This is a genomic window from Amycolatopsis sp. NPDC114478 (assembly GCF_055633805.1).
Genome location: NZ_JBVKDO010000002.1, coordinates 252,890 through 268,772 on the forward strand (window position 1 = coordinate 252,890; position 15,883 = coordinate 268,772).

Genomic DNA, 15,883 nt, shown 5'->3' on the forward strand with positions numbered 1-15,883 from the left:
TTAACCGGTTTTCCGAATGAAGTGCGGAACCGGGGTTGACACAGTGGTCTGGACCTCTGTCTCGCCTTGTGGTAGAACGGGAACCGCCGTATGGGTGATCTTCGCAAAGTGGTCCAGACCAGCTTGTCGAGTGGTCTGTGTTTCGCGATTGTTTCCGATTCTTTTCGATTATCGGTGCGGTAGGGCCCGCTGGGCTTCGCCGATCAGCTCGGCCACCCGCGGCGCGTCCGCGATCGCGTACAGGTCCGGCACGAACGGCGCCCAAGTGCCGGCTTGCGGTCTGTTGGCCAGCTGCCAGCGGGTCCACCGGCTCGTGCCGAAGGTGATCGTCCCGATGCCCCGCTCGTCGGCTTCGACCCGCGGTGGACCGAGCCGGCTGAACCGCACCCAGCGGTACTCGGCCCCGGTCGGCCACTGCGCCGCGAAGATGATCCGCTGATCGGTGACGAGATAGATGGTCGCGAAGGCGCGGGCGCGGCGGATCCGCAGGTGTGGGAGCGTCGTGGAGAACAGAATCGTCGTGGTGATGGGCAAGCCGACGAACGCTTCGATCGAGTCGTACACGGCGATCCACGTGCCGAAGACGCCGAACACCGCGACCGTGCCCAGCAGCAAGGTGAAGTGCTCCGGAAACCAGCGTTGCGGACGCTCCGGTCTGCCTGACCACAGCAACCGTTCACCGTTCTGAAGTGGATGCATGACGTCCTCCCCGGTGTCGCCGCGTACACGCGTGAAAGGGCTGCGAGGTTGTGACGGAGCCCGCACGAACATGTTCGTCCCGAATGTGCTCGTAACGAACATGTTCGCTACAGTGGGGCCATGGCTCCGGAAAGCACCTACAACCGCCGGGAACGACCGGCGAAGCCGGCGTTGTCCCGCGAAGGGATCGTGGCGACGGCCGTCGCCGTCATGCGCGCCGAAGGCGTCGAGCGCGTCACCATGCGACGGCTCGCCAAGGAGCTGGACACCGGCCCCGCGTCGCTCTACGTGTACGTCAAGGACACCGAAGAACTGCACGCCGCTGTCCTCGACGAACTGCTCGCCGAGGTCCGGCTCGACGGCGCGGGGGACTGGCGTGAACGGCTCTGGGCCGTGCTGGACTCCTACCGGTCGGTCCTGTTCGCGCACCCGAGCCTGGCCCGCGTCGCGCTGGTGACCCGGCTGAGCGGGCCGCACTACCTGGAGCTCGTCGAGGCGGTGCTCGCGCTGCTCGACGAGGGGGGCATGGCGCCGGGGCAGGCCGCCTGGGCGGTCGACATCCTGCTGCTGACCGCCACGGCGACCGCCGTCGAGCACGGCAGCCGCCGGGAGAAACCGGGGGCCGCGCACGAGCACGACGTCCTGGTCGAGTCCGTGGCCACCGCTTCGCCGGACACCCACCCGCACATCGCCGCGCTGGCCGCCGACCTGGTGTCCGGTTCGGGCCCCACCCGCTCGCGGTGGGCGTTCGACGCGCTGCTCAACGGCGCGCTCGCCACCCCGCGCTCCGAACCCGAGGAGACCCGATGACCCGGATCGCCATCGTCGGCGGTGGCCTCGGCGGCCTCACGCTGGCCCGCGTCCTGCACACCCGCGGGATCGCGTCGACCGTCTACGAGCTGGACGCGTCGCCGACCGCCCGCGACCAGGGCGGCACGCTCGACCTGCACGAAGAATCCGGGCAGCGCGCCCTCGCCGAAGCCGGCCTGACCGAGCGGTTCCGGGCGATCGCGCGCGAAGAGGGCGAGGCGCTGCGCATCCTCGACCGCCACGGCGTCGTCCGGTTCGAAGAGGCCGCCGACGCCGCCGGCGGCACGCGGCCCGAGGTCGATCGCGGCGCGCTCAAGCGGATCCTGGTCGAGTCGCTGCCCGACGGCGTCGTCCGGTGGGGCACCAAGGTGACCGCGGTGGACGCCGGCCGCCTCACCCTGGCCACCGGCGAGGTTGTCGAGGCCGAGCTGGTCGTCGGCGCGGACGGGGCCTGGTCCAAGGTCCGGCCGCTGCTGTCGGCCGCCGTGCCGGGCTACTCGGGACTGTCGTTCGTGGAAGCTCATCTGTCCGATGTGGACACCCGAGACCCGGCCGCCGGCGCGCTCGTCGGCCCGGGTTCGATGTTCGCGCTGTCCGACGGCCTCGGCCTGATCGCCCAGCGCAACGGCGGCGGCCGCATCCGCGTGTACGCCGCGGTCAAGAACGACGACCCGGCGGCGGTCACGGAGCTGGCCGACCGCGACCGGCTGCTCGACGTCTTCGCGGGCTTCGACGCCGGGTTGCGGGCCCTCCTCGAGGACAGCGACGACCCGCTGATCCCGCGTCCGATCCACGCGCTGCCGGTCGGCCATCGCTGGGCCCGCGTGCCGGGGGTGACCTTGCTCGGCGACGCCGCGCACGTGATGTCGCCGTTCGCGGGGGAGGGCGCGAACCTCGCCATGCTCGACGCCGCCGAGCTGGCCCTCGCACTCGCCGCGCACGACGACGTCGAAAGCGCTCTCTCGGCGTACGAAGCCGAGCTGTTCCCGCGAGCGGAAGAAGCCGCCCGCGAGTCGGCGGACAACCTCGAAGCCTGCTTCCGGCCGGACGCGCCCGCCGCGATGGTCGAGCAGATGCTGGCCCACACGCACTCCTGAAAGGACACATGATGACCCGGACACTGCGTCCCCACCCGGGACTGGACATCCCCCTCGTCGACACCGGCAGCGGCGACCGCACGGTGCTCGTCCTGCACGGCGGCGCCGGCCCGCGGGGCGTCGAGCCGATCGTCGAGCACTTCGCGCCGCACGCCCGGGTGCTCGCGCCGACCCACCCCGGGTGGGCGGGCACGCCGCGCCCGGACTGGTTCTCCGGCGTCGACGACCTCGCCGTGACCTACCTCGACCTGCTGGACGACGAGGACGCCCGCGACGTCCTGGTGGTCGCGAGCTCGTTCGGCGGCTGGGTCGCGTCCGAAATGGCCGTCCGCGACCGCGGCCGGCGGATCGGCGAGCTGGTCGTGCTCGACGGCATCGGCCCGGACGTCGAGGGCCACGCCATCAGCCTGCCGCAGCCGCCGCCCGGCGCGCCGGGACCGGACCCCGCCGACATGGCGGCGCTGCGGGACTACGCCGGGCCGCGGATCGCCGACCCGAAGCTGCTGCGCCGGCTCGCCCGGGTGCGGATCCCGGCGCTGCTGATCTGGGGCGAGGACGACGTCGTCGTGCCGCCGGAGTTCGGCAAGGCCTACGCCGCCGCGTTCGCCGACGCGCGGTTCGAGGTCGTCGCCGGTGCCGGGCACGTGCCGCACGTTCAGGCTCCGGCCGAAACGTTCGCCTTGATCGACGAGTTCGCCGGACGAGCTTGATCGTCCACCCCGTAGAGTAGCTCCATGGTGGACGAAGAAGTCGTCTCGGACCGCATCCGCCAGATCGCCGCTACCCTCGCGGACCGGGCGGTCGAGCTGGCCGGGGAGCTGGTCCAGCTGTACGCGGCCGACCTGCCGCAGCTGGTCAACGACGACGAGCGCATGGTGAGCCTGCTGTCGGCGAGCGTCTACCAGAACATCGAGACCGCGCTGCAGATCTTCCAGCACGGCATCGACCCCGCCAACGTCGAGCCGCCGGCCGCGGCCGTGGAGTACGCGCGCCGGCTGGCGCAGCGCGGCACCCCGGTGTTCGACCTGATCCTCGCCTACGACCTCGGGCAGGCCGCGATGCTCGACTACGGGTTCCAGGAGTGCACCCGGCTCGTCGACGACGCGGCCCTGCTCGGGGCCATGATGCGCCGGCTGCTCAAGGTCGCCTACGAGTTCATCACCCGGGTGGTGCGCCAGCTCGTGGGCGTCTACCAGGACGAACGCGACAAGTGGCTGCTCAACCGGAGTGCCGCGCGGGCGGCGAAGGTGCTGGACCTGCTAAGCGAGAACGGCGGGCCGGCCGACGTCGACGCGGCCGAGGCCGTCATCGGCTACCGGTTGCGCGGCACGCACGTCGGGATGGTCGTCTGGCACGCGTCCGAGGCGCACGACGTGCTGTCGCTGCTGGAGTCGGTCGCGGGCGCGGTGCTGGAACGCGCCGGCGGGGCGGGGCGGCCGCTGTTCGTGCCCCGCGACGAGGCCGGCGCCTGGGCGTGGCTCCCGGTCGCGGGGGTCCGCCGCGAGCACCTCGACGCGGTGCTCGCCGAGGCCGACCCCGGCGTGCGCGTGACGGTCGGCGACCCCGGCACCGGCGTCGCCGGCTTCCGCGACACCCACCAGCAGGCCCGCCGGGTGCACGCGCTGGCGCTGGCCGCCGGCGAGCACTGCGACCGCGTGCTGACCTTCCGGGAGGTCGGCACGGTGGCGCTGATGACCACCGACCTCAACGCGGCCCGGCTGTGGGTCGCGAGCACGCTCGGGCCGCTCAGCGCCGACGACGAGAACTGCGGGCGGCTGCGCGACACCCTGCGCGTGTTCCTCGCCTCCGGCGGCAGCTACACCGCGGCCGCGGGCGAGCTGACGATGCACAAGAACTCGGTGCAGTACCGCGTCCGCAAGGCGCAGGAGCTGCTGCCGCGCGAGCTCGAGGAGAGCCGCCTGGACGTCGAGCTGGCCTTGAACCTGAGCCACCGCCTGGGCGCGGCGGTGCTGTCGCCGGCCTGACTTTGGTATCCCGGACCACCGGCGGCGAAGATCGTTGGTGCGCGGGCACGAAGCCGGGATGAGCCGTTCGGCCTACCTTTCGGCTATGGGTGAGAACGGTGGGATGCTCGCATTGGTGCGGCTACGCCGAGGCGTCGTCGGCGAGAGCAGACGCGTCTGCCACCTGATCCCCGTTCCGGCCGCCGGCCAGGTGCCCGACCGGCTGACCGCGTTGTGCGGCGAAGCGATCTTCCCCGGCGACGCCGAAGTGCTCGACGGGCTGCGCGGGATGCCGTGCCACCGCTGCCTGATGGAGAACGCGCCTTCGGGGCCGGGCCTGCTGGCGAACGCGGGCTGAGCCGCCGGGCCGCCGTGGCAAGCTGATGCGGTGATCGACGACGAGTCCCGGCCGGTGGTCGTCCTGCTGGCCCACCCTCGGCCGGGGAGTTTCAACCACGCGCTCGCCGAAAGGGTCCGGGACGCGCTGACCCGCGCCGGGCGGCCGGTGCGCTTCCACGACCTGTACGCCGAGGGCTTCGACCCGGTGCTGACCGCCGAAGAGGCCTACACCAGCGGGACCCGGGCGGAGGAGTTCCTCGCCGCCGAACTGGACCCGCTGGTGCGCCGCCACCGCGAAGAGCTGCGGGACGCGGGCGGGCTGGTCGCGATTCACCCGAACTGGTGGGGCAAGCCGCCCGCCATCCTCAGCGGCTGGCTCGACCGGATCCTCGTCCCCGGCGTGGCGTACCGCCTCGACGACGCCGGCGGCGCGCCGGAGTCGCTGCTCTCGCTGCGCCGGCTGCTCGTGGTGAACACCTCCGACACCACCGCGGAGCGCGAGCGGACGCTCTTCGGCGACCCGCTCGACGCGATCTGGAAGCGCTGTCTCGCGCCCTACCTCGGCGAGCCCGAGGTGCGTCGGCTCGTCCTGCGCGTCGTCGCGGACGCCGGCGAGCGGCAGCGGGCCGGGTGGCTCGACGACGTCGAAACCGAGGTCCGGCAGCTGTTCGGTGGTCACTGACCGGTTCCGGCCACTTCCGGTGAAGACCTTGAGCGGGGTTCGCGGCGCGCGGAAACCGCACCGGAGGCACCGGCCGGCCGGCAGTGGGGCACGTGCGTCGGGGTCCACGAAGCCGGCGACCAGCGCCGCAAGGTGGCCCGGGTGCTGCTCGCCAGCGGCATGATGATCACCGCCTACCTGCCGTTGAACGCCGTCGCGCCCGCGGTCGACGCGCCCGTGCTGGTGCAGACCCGCGCGATCGGCGACGAAGGCCGCGGCCGGGGCGACGTCGTCGCCTACTGACGTGCGCACCGTCTCGCTGGTCACCCTGGGCTGCGCGCGCAACGAGGTCGCCGAACCCGGCGCCGAAGCCGACGTCGTCGTGGTGAACACCTGCGGGTTCATCGAAGCGGCGAAGAAGGAGTCAATCGACACGGTCCTCGCCGAGTCCGGCAAGGGCGCGAAGGTCGTCGCCGTCGGCTGCCTGGCCGAGCGCTACGGCCGCGAGCGCGCCGACGCGCTCCCGGAGGCCGACGCCGTCCTGTCGTTCGACGACTACCCGGAGATCGGCGACCGCATCGAGGACGTCCTGCACGGCCGGACCCGGTCCGCGCACACCCCGCGCGACCGGCGGACGCTGCTGCCGATCACGCCGGTCCAGCGGCCGTCCGCCGCGGTCGCCCACGTGCCGGGCGACGGGCCGGCCAGCGGCCCGCGGGTGCTGCGCCACCGGCTCGGCGGCGGCCCGGTCGCGCCGCTGAAACTGGCGTCGGGCTGCGACCGGCGTTGCACGTTCTGCGCGATCCCGAGCTTCCGCGGCGCGTTCGTCTCGCGGCCGCCCGCCGAGGTCCTCGCCGAAGCCGAGTGGCTGGCGAGCCACGGCGTCCGGGAGCTCGTGCTGGTCAGCGAGAACTCGACGTCGTACGGCAAGGACCTCGGCGACCTGCAGGCGCTGGAAAAACTGCTGCCGAAGCTCGCTGGCGTCGCCGACCGCGTCCGGGTCAGCTACCTGCAGCCCGCCGAGCTGCGGCCGTCCCTCGTCGAGGTGATCGCCGGGACACCGGGGGTCGCGCCGTACTTCGACCTGTCGTTCCAGCACGCGAGCGGGCCGGTGCTCCGCCGGATGCGCCGGTTCGGCGACCGCGAGCGGTTCCTGCAGCTGCTCGGGCGGATCCGGGCGCTGGCGCCGGACGCGGGGGTGCGCTCGAACTTCATCGCCGGGTTCCCCGGCGAGACCGACGCGGACTTCGCCGAGCTGAAGCGGTTCCTGGAGCAGGCCCGGCTGGACGCGGCCGGGGTGTTCGGCTACTCGGACGAGGACGGCACCGAGGCCGCCGGCCTGCCGGACAAGGTGCCGGCCCCGGTGCTCGCCCAGCGCGTCGAGGAGCTGTCGCTGCTCGCCGACGAGGTCGTCTCCCACCGCGCGGAGGAGCGGATCGGCAGTGTCGTCGAGGTGCTCGTCGGCACCGGCGGCCACGGCTGGGCAGCGCACCAGGGGCCCGAGGTCGACGGGCGCGTGACGTTCCCGGAAGCGGCGCCGGAACCGGGGTCGCTCGTCCGGGCGGAGGTCTTCGGCACCCACGGCGTCGACCTGCGGGCGCGCGTCCTCACCGAAGAGCGCTGAACGCGAGTTTCGCCGCCTCGGCGATCAGCCGGTCGTCGTGGTCGGCGTGCTCGGTCTTCTTGTCGGACATCACCACCAGCACGATCGGCGCGCGCCCCGGCGGCCAGACGACGGCGATGTCGTTGCGCGTCGCGTAGCCGCCGGTGCCCGTCTTGTCGGCGACCGCCCAGCCCGCGGGCGTGCCCGCCCGGATCACCGCCGCGCCGGTCTGGTTGGCGCGCATCATGTCCGTCAGGATCTGCCGCTTCTCCGGCGGCAGCGCGTCCCCGAGGGTGAAGGCGCGCAGGCTCGTGGCCATCGCGCGCGGGGTGCTGGTGTCCCGGATGTCGCCCGGCGCGAGGTCGTTGAGGCCGGGTTCGATCCGGTCGACGTGCGTGGTCGTGTCGCCGATCCCGCGCAATGCGGCGGCGAGCCCCTGCGGTCCGCCCAGCTCGCGGAACAGCAGGTTCGCGGCGGTGTTGTCGCTGTAGCGCAGGGCCGCGTCCATCGCGTCGCGCAGGGAAATGCCGGTCTCGACGTGCTTCTCGGTGACCGGGGAGTTCTCCTGCAGGTCGGCCCGGGTGTACTTCAGCACCTTCGCCAGTCCGTCGACACTCGTGCGCTGGAGGACGGCGGCCGACGAGAACGCCTTGTGCGTCGAGGCGTAGCCGAAGCGTTCGTCGGCGCGGTGGGCGAGTTCGCGGCCGGAGCCGGTGTCCACGGCGTACACGCCGAGGCGCGCGTCGAACTCCCGCTCCAGCGGCGCGAAGTCGGCCTGCGGGCCGGCGGCGGTGCTCGACGGCGCCGGTGCGGCCGGAGCCGGCGCGGGCGCTTCGGCGACGCAGGCGGTGAGCGAAACGAGGACCAGCGCGGCGAGCGCGGTCCGCTGGACGTGGGGCAACGGCACAGGACACCCTTTCCGATCTTGACGACCTCCGCAGTCTCACCGGCTTCGCTCATGCTGTCCAAGACGGAAACTCGCGGTTCCATGCCGGAATCGCATAGAGTGTGGTCGTGGACCTGGTCGGTGGCTGCAGAGCGTTCGTGAGCGTGAGCGAAGCGGGGAGCTTCACGGCGGGCGCGGCGGTCGCGCGCATCCCGCAGCCGGTCGCGAGCCGGCGGATCGCGGCGCTCGAACGGCACTTCGGGGAGCGGCTCTTCGACCGCTCGACCCGGCGAGCGCGGCTGACGCCGTTCGGCCGGGACGTGCTGCCGTCGGCGAAACGGCTGGTGCAGCTGGCCGACACGCTCGAACACGACGTGCGGCGCGCGCGGCTGCGGCCGGTGCGCGTGGCCGTCCCGGACACGTGCGGCGTGCGCGAACTGGCGGAGCTCGCCGCCGAGGCCCGGGCGCTGGAGGTCCACCTCGAGTTCCGCGTCGCGCCGCCGGGGGAGCGGGCCGAGCTCGTCCGCGCCCAGGAGGTGCGGGCGGCGCTCGTCGCGGTCCCGGCCGACGAGGGAGTGTGGTCGGTTCCGCTGGGCCTGGCCGGGGTGGTCGCCCCGAAGGCGCGGGTCGTGCACCTGGAGACGTTGCGGGCCGGGCGGTCCGGCGGCCCGCGCCGGCGCGTGTGGATCCAGCCGGAGGACGACGTCCCGCACGTCCGCGATCCGCTGCTGCGGGCGCGGGACGCCGTGGGGCTGCCGCCCGCCCAGGTCGAGGTGGCCGGCTCGCTGACCGCGGCGGCCGCGGCGGTGTTCGGATCGGCGGACCTGCTGCTGTGCTCGCGGGCGCAGGCTTCGGAGCTGCGGCTGCATTGGCGGCCGGTCGGCGAGGTCGCGCTGGCGCGCGGGTTCGCCGTCGCGGCCGCGCTGGGTGAGGACGCCGGCCGGCTGCATGGTCTAGCCGCCGCCGTCGGACGCTGCCTGGGAGCCGAGGAATGACCGCGGAGGCGCTGGTCCGGCAGCTGCGAGCCGAGCTCGACGACGGCGGGCTGCGCGGGTCGTTCCTGGTTCGCGACCTGCGGTCCGGGCACGAACTGGGCATCGACCCGGACCGGGTGTACCCGATCGCGTCCCTGGTCAAGGTCCCGCTGGCGGCGGCGACCCTGGAGCGCATCCGCCGCGGCGAGCTGGACGGCGCGACGCAGCTGGAAGTCGCGCCCGGCGGCGTCACGACGCCCGGGCCGATCGGGCTGACCCGGTTCCGCCACCCGGCGCGGATCGCCGTCGACGACCTGCTGTACCTGAGCACGGCGCTGAGCGACGGTGTGGCGGCCGACGTCCTCTTCGGCCTGACCCCGCCGGCCGAGATCATGCGGACGCTGAACGGGTGGGGGCTGTCCGGGATCGCCGTGCGGCACCTGGTGGCGGACCTCGTCGACACCCCGGCGGAGCGCTTGGACGCGGGCGAGGTGGACCTGGCGCACGCGCTGGCGATCGGCGCGGGCACGGCGGGCCGGGGGCATCGGCTGGCCCAGCTGGACGTGACGCGCGCGAACGCGGCGTCGGCGCGGGCGGTGCTGGAGCTGCTGCAGGCGTTGTGGACGCCGTCCCGCATCGACCCGGCGGTGGCGGCGGGCGTGCGAGAGCTGATGGCGCACAACGTGATCGGCCACCGGCTGACCCCGGACTTCGCCTCGGACGCGGCCCGCTGGTCGTCGAAAACGGGGACGCTGCTGAACCTGCGCCACGAGGCGGGAGTGGTCGAGCACGCGGACGGAAGGGCGTTCGGCGTGGTGGCGCTGACGGAGTCGCGGGTCCCGGCGGTCCTCCAGCCGGAGGCGGACGTGCTGATGGCCCGGGTGGCCCGCGCGCTGCGAGATCATCTGCGCGGAGCATGAAATCCGGTTGGGCTTCCGGCGGGGCGGACTTAGGCTCCGCCGGTGTCCTTCACCAGACCGGAGCCGCTGTACTACGCGGTGATCATCAGCAGCAAGCTCGACGCGGGCAACCTCGACGGCTACGCGGAAATGGACGCGCGGATGGGCGAACTCGGCGGCGTCCAGCCGGGCTACCTGGGGCGCGAGTCCCGGACGGACGCCGACGGCCGTGAGCTGACGGTCCTGTACTACCGCGACGCCGAGTCGATCTCCCGCTGGCAGCGCCACCCGGAGCACCTCGAGGCGCAGCGGCGCGGGCGCGAGCAGTGGTACGCGGATTACCACATCGAGGTGGCCAAAGTGGAGCGCGCGTACGGCTTCGAGCGGCCGACGTAGCTCGAAGCCGTACGTCCTGGGCGACCGCCGTGCCCTCCAGCTCGACGAGCCGGCCGGGGATGGCCGGCCGCGTCAGGCCGAGCATGGTCGTCGCCGGTGCCACCCGGCGGCGCCGACCTGAGCGGCCAGCACGCCGTAGTGCGAAGAGCCCGTCGACGTCGGTGGTGTAGACGTTGCGCCGGACGAGGTTCGCCAAGGGCTCGAGGCGAGAGCCGGGCGCGCCAGTTCGACAGGCGTCGAGCCGCTCACTCAACCTCCCCCGCCCGGCCAACCTCAAGCCGAAGCCGTGACCCCGAAGTCCACCTCCGCGGTCTTCACCGTCCCCGCGGTCCGGCCCGGAGCGGTCTGGAACGACCAATACAAATTGGTATGAGCGATGACCTCCCCGGGAGCCGGAGCCCCATACGCCGACAGGTCCTCCGTCGTGTGCGCGTCCGCCACCAAGGTCGCGTCGTAACCCCGGGTGAACGCCCCGTGCAACGTCGACCGGATGCAAGCGTCCGTCTGCGCGCCGGCCACCACCAGCCGCCCCACGCCCAGTGAAGACAGCACCGGCTCCAAGTCCGTGTCCTCGAACGAGTCCCCGTACTCCTTGTGCACCAAGGCTTCAGCCTCGTCCCGCACCAGTTCCGGCACGTACTCCCACACCGCACTCCCGCGCGGCAGCTCGTCGCTCGTGTGCTGCACCCACACGACCGGAACCCCGCCCTCCCGCGCCTTCTCCACCAGCGCCACGATGTTCGCGAGGACCGCCGCGCGGTCGTGGGCCTCCTTCATGACGCCGTTCTGGACGTCGACCACGAGCAGGGCGGTGCGGGGGCGATCCGGCAATGTCGTCATGCGGGCCACCTTAACCGCGGGCACCGACAGTTTTCCGCACGTAGCATGACCCGCCATGGACTACGGGATGCTGCTGCTCGGGATCGTCCTGCTCGTCGCGGTCGTCGGGCTGAGCTCCTCGACCACCGAACGCAGGCTCAGCCGCCGGCTCGACCGGATGGAACGGAAGCTGGACGCCATCGTCGCGCAGCTCGGCGTGACCGTCGAAGAGCCCGGGCTCGCCGAGGTCACCGCCCTGCTGCGCGAAGGCAAGAAGATCCAGGCCATCAAGGTCTACCGCGAGAACACCGGCGCGGACCTCAAGGAAGCCCGCGACGCCGTGGAGCGGCTCGCTTAAGGCGCTCCGCCGATGTGCTTGGCCGACACCGCCTCCCACACGGCGTCGAAGTTCTCGTACCGGTCGCCTTCGGCGAGCCCGCCGAGCGAGCCGAGCACGGAGTCGCCGCCGCCCGCCGCGGCCGCGCGCCGCAGGAGCTCGTCGCGGCCGCACGGGTAGTCGGTCTCGGCCAGGTGCTGTTCGAGGCTGGAACGGTCCGGTGCAGGCATGATCCCCGCGTACCCGCCTCGGCCGGCCCGAAACTCAGCCCACGACGATCGTGTGGTCCCCGCGCGCCACGAGCTCCCCGATCACCGGATGTCCCGGCAGCTCCCCGGCGACCAGCAGCCCGCCGGACGTCTGCGCGTCGGCCAGCAGGAGTGCCTCGTCGGAAGAAATCCGGGACACGTCTACGTGCAGGCCCACCCAGTCGAGGTTCCGGCGGGTGCCGCCGCTGACGTACCCGTCGCGCAGCGCCTCGCGCGCCCCGTCGAGGTAGGGCACCGCCGCCGGGTCGATCCGGGCCGTCACCCCGCTGGCCCGGGCCAGCTTGTGCAGGTGGCCGAGCAGCCCGAAGCCGGTGACGTCGGTGGCGCAGACGGCCCCGGCGGCGAGCGCGGCGCGGGCCGCGACGTCGTTCAACGTCGTCATGAGGTCGATCGCCTGCGCGAACCGTTCGCCCGTCGCCTTGTGCCGCGAGTTCAGCACGCCGACGCCGAGCGGCTTGGTCAACGTCAGCGGCACGCCCGCGCGGCCAGCGTCGTTGCGCAGCAGCCGCGAAGGATCCGCGACACCGGTGACGGCCAGCCCGTACTTCGGCTCCGGGTCGTCGATGCTGTGCCCGCCGGCCAGGTGACAGCCCGCCTTGCCGCAGACGTCGAGGCCGCCGCGCAGCACCTCGGCCGCGAGCTCGAACGGCAGCGTCTCCCGCGGCCAGCCGAGCAGGTTGACCGCGACCACCGGTGTGCCGCCCATGGCGTAGACGTCGGACAGCGCGTTGGCCGCGGCGATCCGCCCCCAGTCGTAGGCGTCGTCGACGACCGGCGTGAAGAAGTCCGTGGTCGCGATCAGCGCGGTCGACCCGGAGATCCGGACCGCGGCCGCGTCGTCGCCGGTGTCGAGGCCGACGAGCAGCTCGCCGACGGGGTCGGCGGGGGAGCTCCCGGTCAGGCCGCGGACGGCCTCCTCGAGCTCGCCGGGCGGGATCTTGCACGCGCAGCCGCCCCCGTGCGCGTACTGCGTCAGCCGGTACTCCACCGGTTCATCGTGCCCGCCGGCCGCGGAGTTGGCAGGATGGGCGCCATGGTGCAGGGAGGCGTATCCGGCCTGGTGACCGGCACGGTCTTCAAAACCGTTGAGTGGCAGGTCCTGCCGCTGGCGGGTTCGATTCCCGTCCGCCTCCGCCATGCCTGACCCCCGCCGCGCGATCCCGCGGACGGACGCGGTCCTGGCCGAGCCCCGCGTCGCCAAGGCGGCGGGGACGCTCGGGCGCGACTTGGTCAAAGCTGTGGTCACCGAAGTTCAGCAGGCGGCCCGAAACGGCGAGGTCGCCCCTGGTGACGTCGTCGACGTCGTGCTCACGCGGCTCCCGGCGAGCGCGGCGTCGCTGCGGCCGGTGGTGAACGCGACCGGCGTCGTCGTGCACACCAACCTCGGCCGGGCCCCGCTGTCCGCGGCCGCGCTGGACGCCCTGGTGGCAGCCGGCGGCGCCACCGACGTCGAGTTCGACCTGGCGACCGGCGAGCGAGCCCGGCGCGGCCGCGGTGCCCTCGCGGCGCTCGCCGCCGCCGTCCCGGACGCCGCCGCGGTGCACGTCGTCAACAACAACGCGGCCGCCTTGCTGCTCTGCGCGCTCACCCTCGCCCCGGGCCGCGAGATCGTCGTCAGCCGGGGCGAGCTGGTCGAGATCGGGGACGGCTTCCGCATCCCCGATCTGCTGGCGTCGACCGGCGCCCGGCTGCGCGAAGTCGGCACCACCAACCGGACCACCGCGGGTGACTACGCCGAGGCGATCGGCCCCGACACCGGGTTCGTCCTCAAGGTGCACCCGTCGAACTACCGCGTCACCGGCTTCACCTCCGAGGTGGCGCTCGGCGAGCTGGCCGGGCTCGGCGTGCCCGTCGTCGCCGACATCGGGTCCGGCCTGCTGACCCCGCACCCGCTCCTGCCGGACGAACCGGACGCCGCGACCGCACTGCGCGCCGGTGCCACGGTTGTCACGGCCAGCGGCGACAAGCTGCTCGGCGGCCCGCAGGCCGGTCTCCTGTTCGGTGCCGCCGACGTCGTCGAACGGCTGCGGCGGCACCCCGCCGCGCGGGCCCTGCGCGTCGACAAGCTCACCCTGGCCGCCCTCGAAGCGACGCTGCGCGGGCCGCGGCCGCCGGTGCCGGAGGCTCTCGACGCGTCCGTCGAGAGTCTCCGGCACCGGGCGGAAGCCCTGGTGCGGGCCTGGGAAGGCGTCGACGCCCGGGTCGTCCCGTCGGTCGCGGCCGTCGGCGGTGGGGGAGCGCCGGGCGTCGAGCTGCCCAGCGTCGCGGTGAGCCTGCCCGCCCGGTACGCCGTCGCGCTGCGGACCGGCGAGCCCGCGGTCGTCGGCCGCGTCGAACGCGACCGGTGCCTGCTCGACCTGCGGGCCGTGCGGCCGGAAGAGGACGCGAAGCTGCGGGAAGCCGTCCGCCGATGCGGGTGATCGTCACCGCCGGGCACGTCGACCACGGCAAGTCGACGCTGGTGCGCCGGCTGACCGGGATGGAGCCGGACCGCTGGGCCGAGGAACGCCGCCGCGGCCTCACCATCGACCTCGGCTTCGCCTGGACGCGGATCGGCGCGGAAGACGTCGCGTTCGTCGACGTGCCGGGCCACGAGCGGTTCGTGCCGAACATGCTCGCGGGCGCCGGGCCCGCGCCGGCGGTGCTGTTCGTGGTCGCGGCCGACGAGGGCTGGATGCCGCAGTCGGCCGAGCACCTCGCCGCGCTCGACGCGTTCGGCGTCCGGCGCGGCCTGCTCGTCGTCACGAAGGCCGACCGGGCCGATCCGGCGGCGGCGACCGCGGCGGCGCTGAACGAAATCGCGGCGACGTCGCTGGGCGCGGTGCCGAGCGTCGCCGTCAGCGGGAAGACGGGCGCGGGTTTCGCCGAGCTGCGCACGGCGATCGGGACCCTGACCGAGGGGTTGCCGACGCCCGATCCGGACGCCGATGTCCGGTTGTGGATCGACCGGGCGTTCACCGTTTCGGGGGCCGGCACGGTCGTCACGGGCACCCTCGCGGCCGGGACGATCGCGGTCGGCGACGAGCTGGTGCTCGGGGACGCGCGGGTGAAGGTCCGCGGCCTGCAGGCACTCGGGAAGTCCCACGACCGGGTGACGGCGGTGGCCCGGGTGGCGGTGAACCTGCGCGGCACGGCCCGGACCGACGTGCGCCGCGGCGACGTCCTGCTCACGCCGGGCCGGTGGCACGCGACGGCCGAGTTCGACGTCCGGCTGCGCGGCGCGGACGTCCACCGGAACCTGGTGCTGCACTTCGGCACGGCGGCGGTGCCGGTGCGCGTCCGTCCACTCGGGACGGACACCGCGCGGCTCACCACGGCGGCCGCGCTGCCGCTGCGCGTGGGCGACCGGGGGCTGCTGCGCGACCCCGGCGAGCACCGGATCGCCGCCGGGTTCGACGTGCTCGACGTCCGGCCGCCGTCGTTGGCCCGCCGGGGCGCGGCGCGGGCCCGCGGCGAGGAGCTGGCGGACCCGGACCTGGCCCGGACCTACCTGCGCCGCAACGGTTTCGTGCCGGCGCCGGACTTCGCGGCGATGGGCCTGCCGGAGACGGGCGACCGGATGGGGGACTGGTTCGCCGACCCGGCGCGCGTCGCCGGGCTGCGCGCCGAGGCCGCGGCGATCGTCCGGGGCTGGGACGCCCTGGCCGCGGGCGTGCCGGTGGAAGCGCTGCGGCAGCGGCTCGGGCTGCCCGCGCCGGAGCTGGTCGCTCCGCTGCTGGCGGGCACGGGGTTCGAGGTCACCGGCGGGCTCGTGCGCCGGCCCGGCGCGGGACTCGCCCCGGCCGTCGAGAAGGCGCTGGAAACGGTGGTGAAACGGCTCGCCGAGCACCCGTTCCGCGCCCCGGAAGCGGACGAGCTGCGCGCGCTGGGCCTGGGCCGCCGCGAGCTAGCGGCGGCGGTCCGGCTCGGCCGGCTGACGGCGGTCGCCGACGGCGTCGTGCTCGGCCCGGACGCCGAGGAGCGGGCGGTGGCCGAGCTGCGCGGGCTGCCCCGGCCGTTCACGGTTTCGGAGGCCCGCCGGGCGCTGGACAGCACGCGGCGGGTGATGATCCCGCTGCTGGAACGCCTCGACGCGGCGGCCCTGACCGAGCCGTTGGGCGACGGAACCCGAAGGGTGCGCGGTTAGAGCT

The 15,883-nt window shown here is 73.8% G+C and carries 19 protein-coding genes, 1 tRNA gene and 1 pseudogene; 15 read left to right on the forward strand and 6 right to left on the reverse strand.

The annotated features are described in order from the left end of the window. Positions 1–168: 168 nt before the first annotated feature. The gene (locus ACZ7OH_RS05830; RefSeq protein ID WP_470279801.1) at positions 169–699 is read right to left on the reverse strand and encodes a hypothetical protein; all 531 of its coding nucleotides are present in this window, start codon (positions 697–699) and stop codon (positions 169–171) included. Between the two features lie 120 nt (positions 700–819). Here ACZ7OH_RS05830 and ACZ7OH_RS05835 point away from each other — a divergent pair, with 120 nt between their 5' ends. The 8 genes from ACZ7OH_RS05835 (at position 820) to ACZ7OH_RS05870 (ending at position 7,194) form a co-directional block, all read left to right on the forward strand. After that, the gene (locus tag ACZ7OH_RS05835; RefSeq protein WP_470279802.1) at positions 820–1,509 is read left to right on the forward strand and encodes a TetR/AcrR family transcriptional regulator; all 690 of its coding nucleotides are present in this window, start codon (positions 820–822) and stop codon (positions 1,507–1,509) included. Continuing rightward, positions 1,506–2,606: an FAD-dependent oxidoreductase gene (locus ACZ7OH_RS05840; RefSeq protein WP_470279803.1), complete on the forward strand. Its 1,101-nt coding sequence runs from the start codon at positions 1,506–1,508 to the stop codon at positions 2,604–2,606. The genes ACZ7OH_RS05835 and ACZ7OH_RS05840 overlap by 4 nt, the downstream gene beginning before the upstream one ends. 11 nt (positions 2,607–2,617) lie before the next feature. Further along, positions 2,618–3,316, forward strand: a complete 699-nt coding sequence (locus tag ACZ7OH_RS05845; protein WP_470279804.1) for an alpha/beta fold hydrolase — start codon at positions 2,618–2,620, stop codon at positions 3,314–3,316. Between the two features lie 24 nt (positions 3,317–3,340). Beyond that, entirely contained in the window at positions 3,341–4,591 is a 1,251-nt protein-coding gene (locus tag ACZ7OH_RS05850) for a PucR family transcriptional regulator (protein WP_470279805.1), read from the forward strand. A 103-nt stretch (positions 4,592–4,694) separates the two neighbouring features. Further along, the gene (locus ACZ7OH_RS05855) at positions 4,695–4,928 is read left to right on the forward strand and encodes a hypothetical protein (RefSeq protein WP_470280312.1); all 234 of its coding nucleotides are present in this window, start codon (positions 4,695–4,697) and stop codon (positions 4,926–4,928) included. A 30-nt stretch (positions 4,929–4,958) separates the two neighbouring features. Then, on the forward strand, positions 4,959–5,591 hold the full coding sequence (locus ACZ7OH_RS05860) for an NAD(P)H-dependent oxidoreductase (protein ID WP_470279806.1): 633 nt from the start codon (positions 4,959–4,961) through the stop codon (positions 5,589–5,591). 141 nt (positions 5,592–5,732) lie between these two features. Continuing rightward, on the forward strand, positions 5,733–5,873 hold the full coding sequence (locus ACZ7OH_RS05865; protein ID WP_470279807.1) for a hypothetical protein: 141 nt from the start codon (positions 5,733–5,735) through the stop codon (positions 5,871–5,873). Between the two features lies 1 nt (position 5,874). Continuing rightward, the gene (locus tag ACZ7OH_RS05870; protein ID WP_470279808.1) at positions 5,875–7,194 is read left to right on the forward strand and encodes a MiaB/RimO family radical SAM methylthiotransferase; all 1,320 of its coding nucleotides are present in this window, start codon (positions 5,875–5,877) and stop codon (positions 7,192–7,194) included. On the opposite strand, the gene bla is transcribed toward ACZ7OH_RS05870, so the two are convergent. Continuing rightward, positions 7,178–8,080 carry a class A beta-lactamase gene (bla, locus tag ACZ7OH_RS05875; protein WP_470279809.1) on the reverse strand — a complete coding sequence of 301 codons (903 nt, stop codon included), beginning with the start codon at positions 8,078–8,080 and terminating at the stop codon, positions 7,178–7,180. The genes ACZ7OH_RS05870 and bla overlap by 17 nt on opposite strands. Positions 8,081–8,181: 101 nt before the next feature. Between bla and ACZ7OH_RS05880 the strand changes: the two genes are divergently transcribed. The 3 genes from ACZ7OH_RS05880 to ACZ7OH_RS05890 are packed head-to-tail and all read left to right on the forward strand — an operon-like array spanning position 8,182 to position 10,328. Then, on the forward strand, positions 8,182–9,054 hold the full coding sequence (locus ACZ7OH_RS05880; RefSeq protein WP_470279810.1) for a LysR family transcriptional regulator: 873 nt from the start codon (positions 8,182–8,184) through the stop codon (positions 9,052–9,054). After that, positions 9,051–9,953, forward strand: coding sequence for a serine hydrolase (locus tag ACZ7OH_RS05885; protein ID WP_470279811.1), 903 nt, complete (start codon positions 9,051–9,053; stop codon positions 9,951–9,953). Before ACZ7OH_RS05880 ends, ACZ7OH_RS05885 begins: the two co-directional genes overlap by 4 nt. Positions 9,954–9,995: 42 nt before the next feature. Further along, complete coding sequence (locus ACZ7OH_RS05890) at positions 9,996–10,328, forward strand: antibiotic biosynthesis monooxygenase family protein (RefSeq protein ID WP_470279812.1); 333 nt, start codon at positions 9,996–9,998, stop codon at positions 10,326–10,328. Between the two features lie 19 nt (positions 10,329–10,347). Here ACZ7OH_RS05890 and ACZ7OH_RS05895 read toward each other — a convergent pair. Then, positions 10,348–10,524, reverse strand: a pseudogene (locus ACZ7OH_RS05895) (RidA family protein); the annotation flags it as partial. 77 nt (positions 10,525–10,601) lie between these two features. Next, a complete protein-coding gene (locus tag ACZ7OH_RS05900; protein WP_470279813.1) occupies positions 10,602–11,168 on the reverse strand; it encodes an isochorismatase family protein in 567 nt (188 codons plus the stop codon). Positions 11,169–11,223: 55 nt separating this feature from the next. Between ACZ7OH_RS05900 and ACZ7OH_RS05905 the strand changes: the two genes are divergently transcribed. Then, positions 11,224–11,505: a hypothetical protein gene (locus ACZ7OH_RS05905; protein WP_470279814.1), complete on the forward strand. Its 282-nt coding sequence runs from the start codon at positions 11,224–11,226 to the stop codon at positions 11,503–11,505. On the opposite strand, the gene ACZ7OH_RS05910 is transcribed toward ACZ7OH_RS05905, so the two are convergent. After that, complete coding sequence (locus tag ACZ7OH_RS05910) at positions 11,502–11,714, reverse strand: DUF2795 domain-containing protein (RefSeq protein WP_400909435.1); 213 nt, start codon at positions 11,712–11,714, stop codon at positions 11,502–11,504. The two genes, ACZ7OH_RS05905 and ACZ7OH_RS05910, sit on opposite strands and share 4 nt — an antisense overlap. A 34-nt stretch (positions 11,715–11,748) precedes the next feature. After that, positions 11,749–12,741 (reverse strand): selenide, water dikinase SelD, encoded by a 993-nt coding sequence (gene selD, locus ACZ7OH_RS05915; RefSeq protein WP_470279815.1) that lies wholly within the window; start codon positions 12,739–12,741, stop codon positions 11,749–11,751. A 54-nt stretch (positions 12,742–12,795) separates the two neighbouring features. Between selD and ACZ7OH_RS05920 the strand changes: the two genes are divergently transcribed. The 3 genes from ACZ7OH_RS05920 to selB all read left to right on the forward strand — a co-directional run bounded on the left by ACZ7OH_RS05920 (position 12,796) and on the right by selB (position 15,879). Beyond that, positions 12,796–12,890 (forward strand) — tRNA-Sec (locus tag ACZ7OH_RS05920). Beyond that, a complete protein-coding gene (gene selA, locus ACZ7OH_RS05925) occupies positions 12,890–14,173 on the forward strand; it encodes an L-seryl-tRNA(Sec) selenium transferase (RefSeq protein ID WP_470279816.1) in 1,284 nt (427 codons plus the stop codon). The genes ACZ7OH_RS05920 and selA overlap by 1 nt, the downstream gene beginning before the upstream one ends. Continuing rightward, entirely contained in the window at positions 14,164–15,879 is a 1,716-nt protein-coding gene (gene selB / locus ACZ7OH_RS05930) for a selenocysteine-specific translation elongation factor (RefSeq protein WP_470279817.1), read from the forward strand. Before selA ends, selB begins: the two co-directional genes overlap by 10 nt. Positions 15,880–15,883 lie beyond the last annotated feature (4 nt).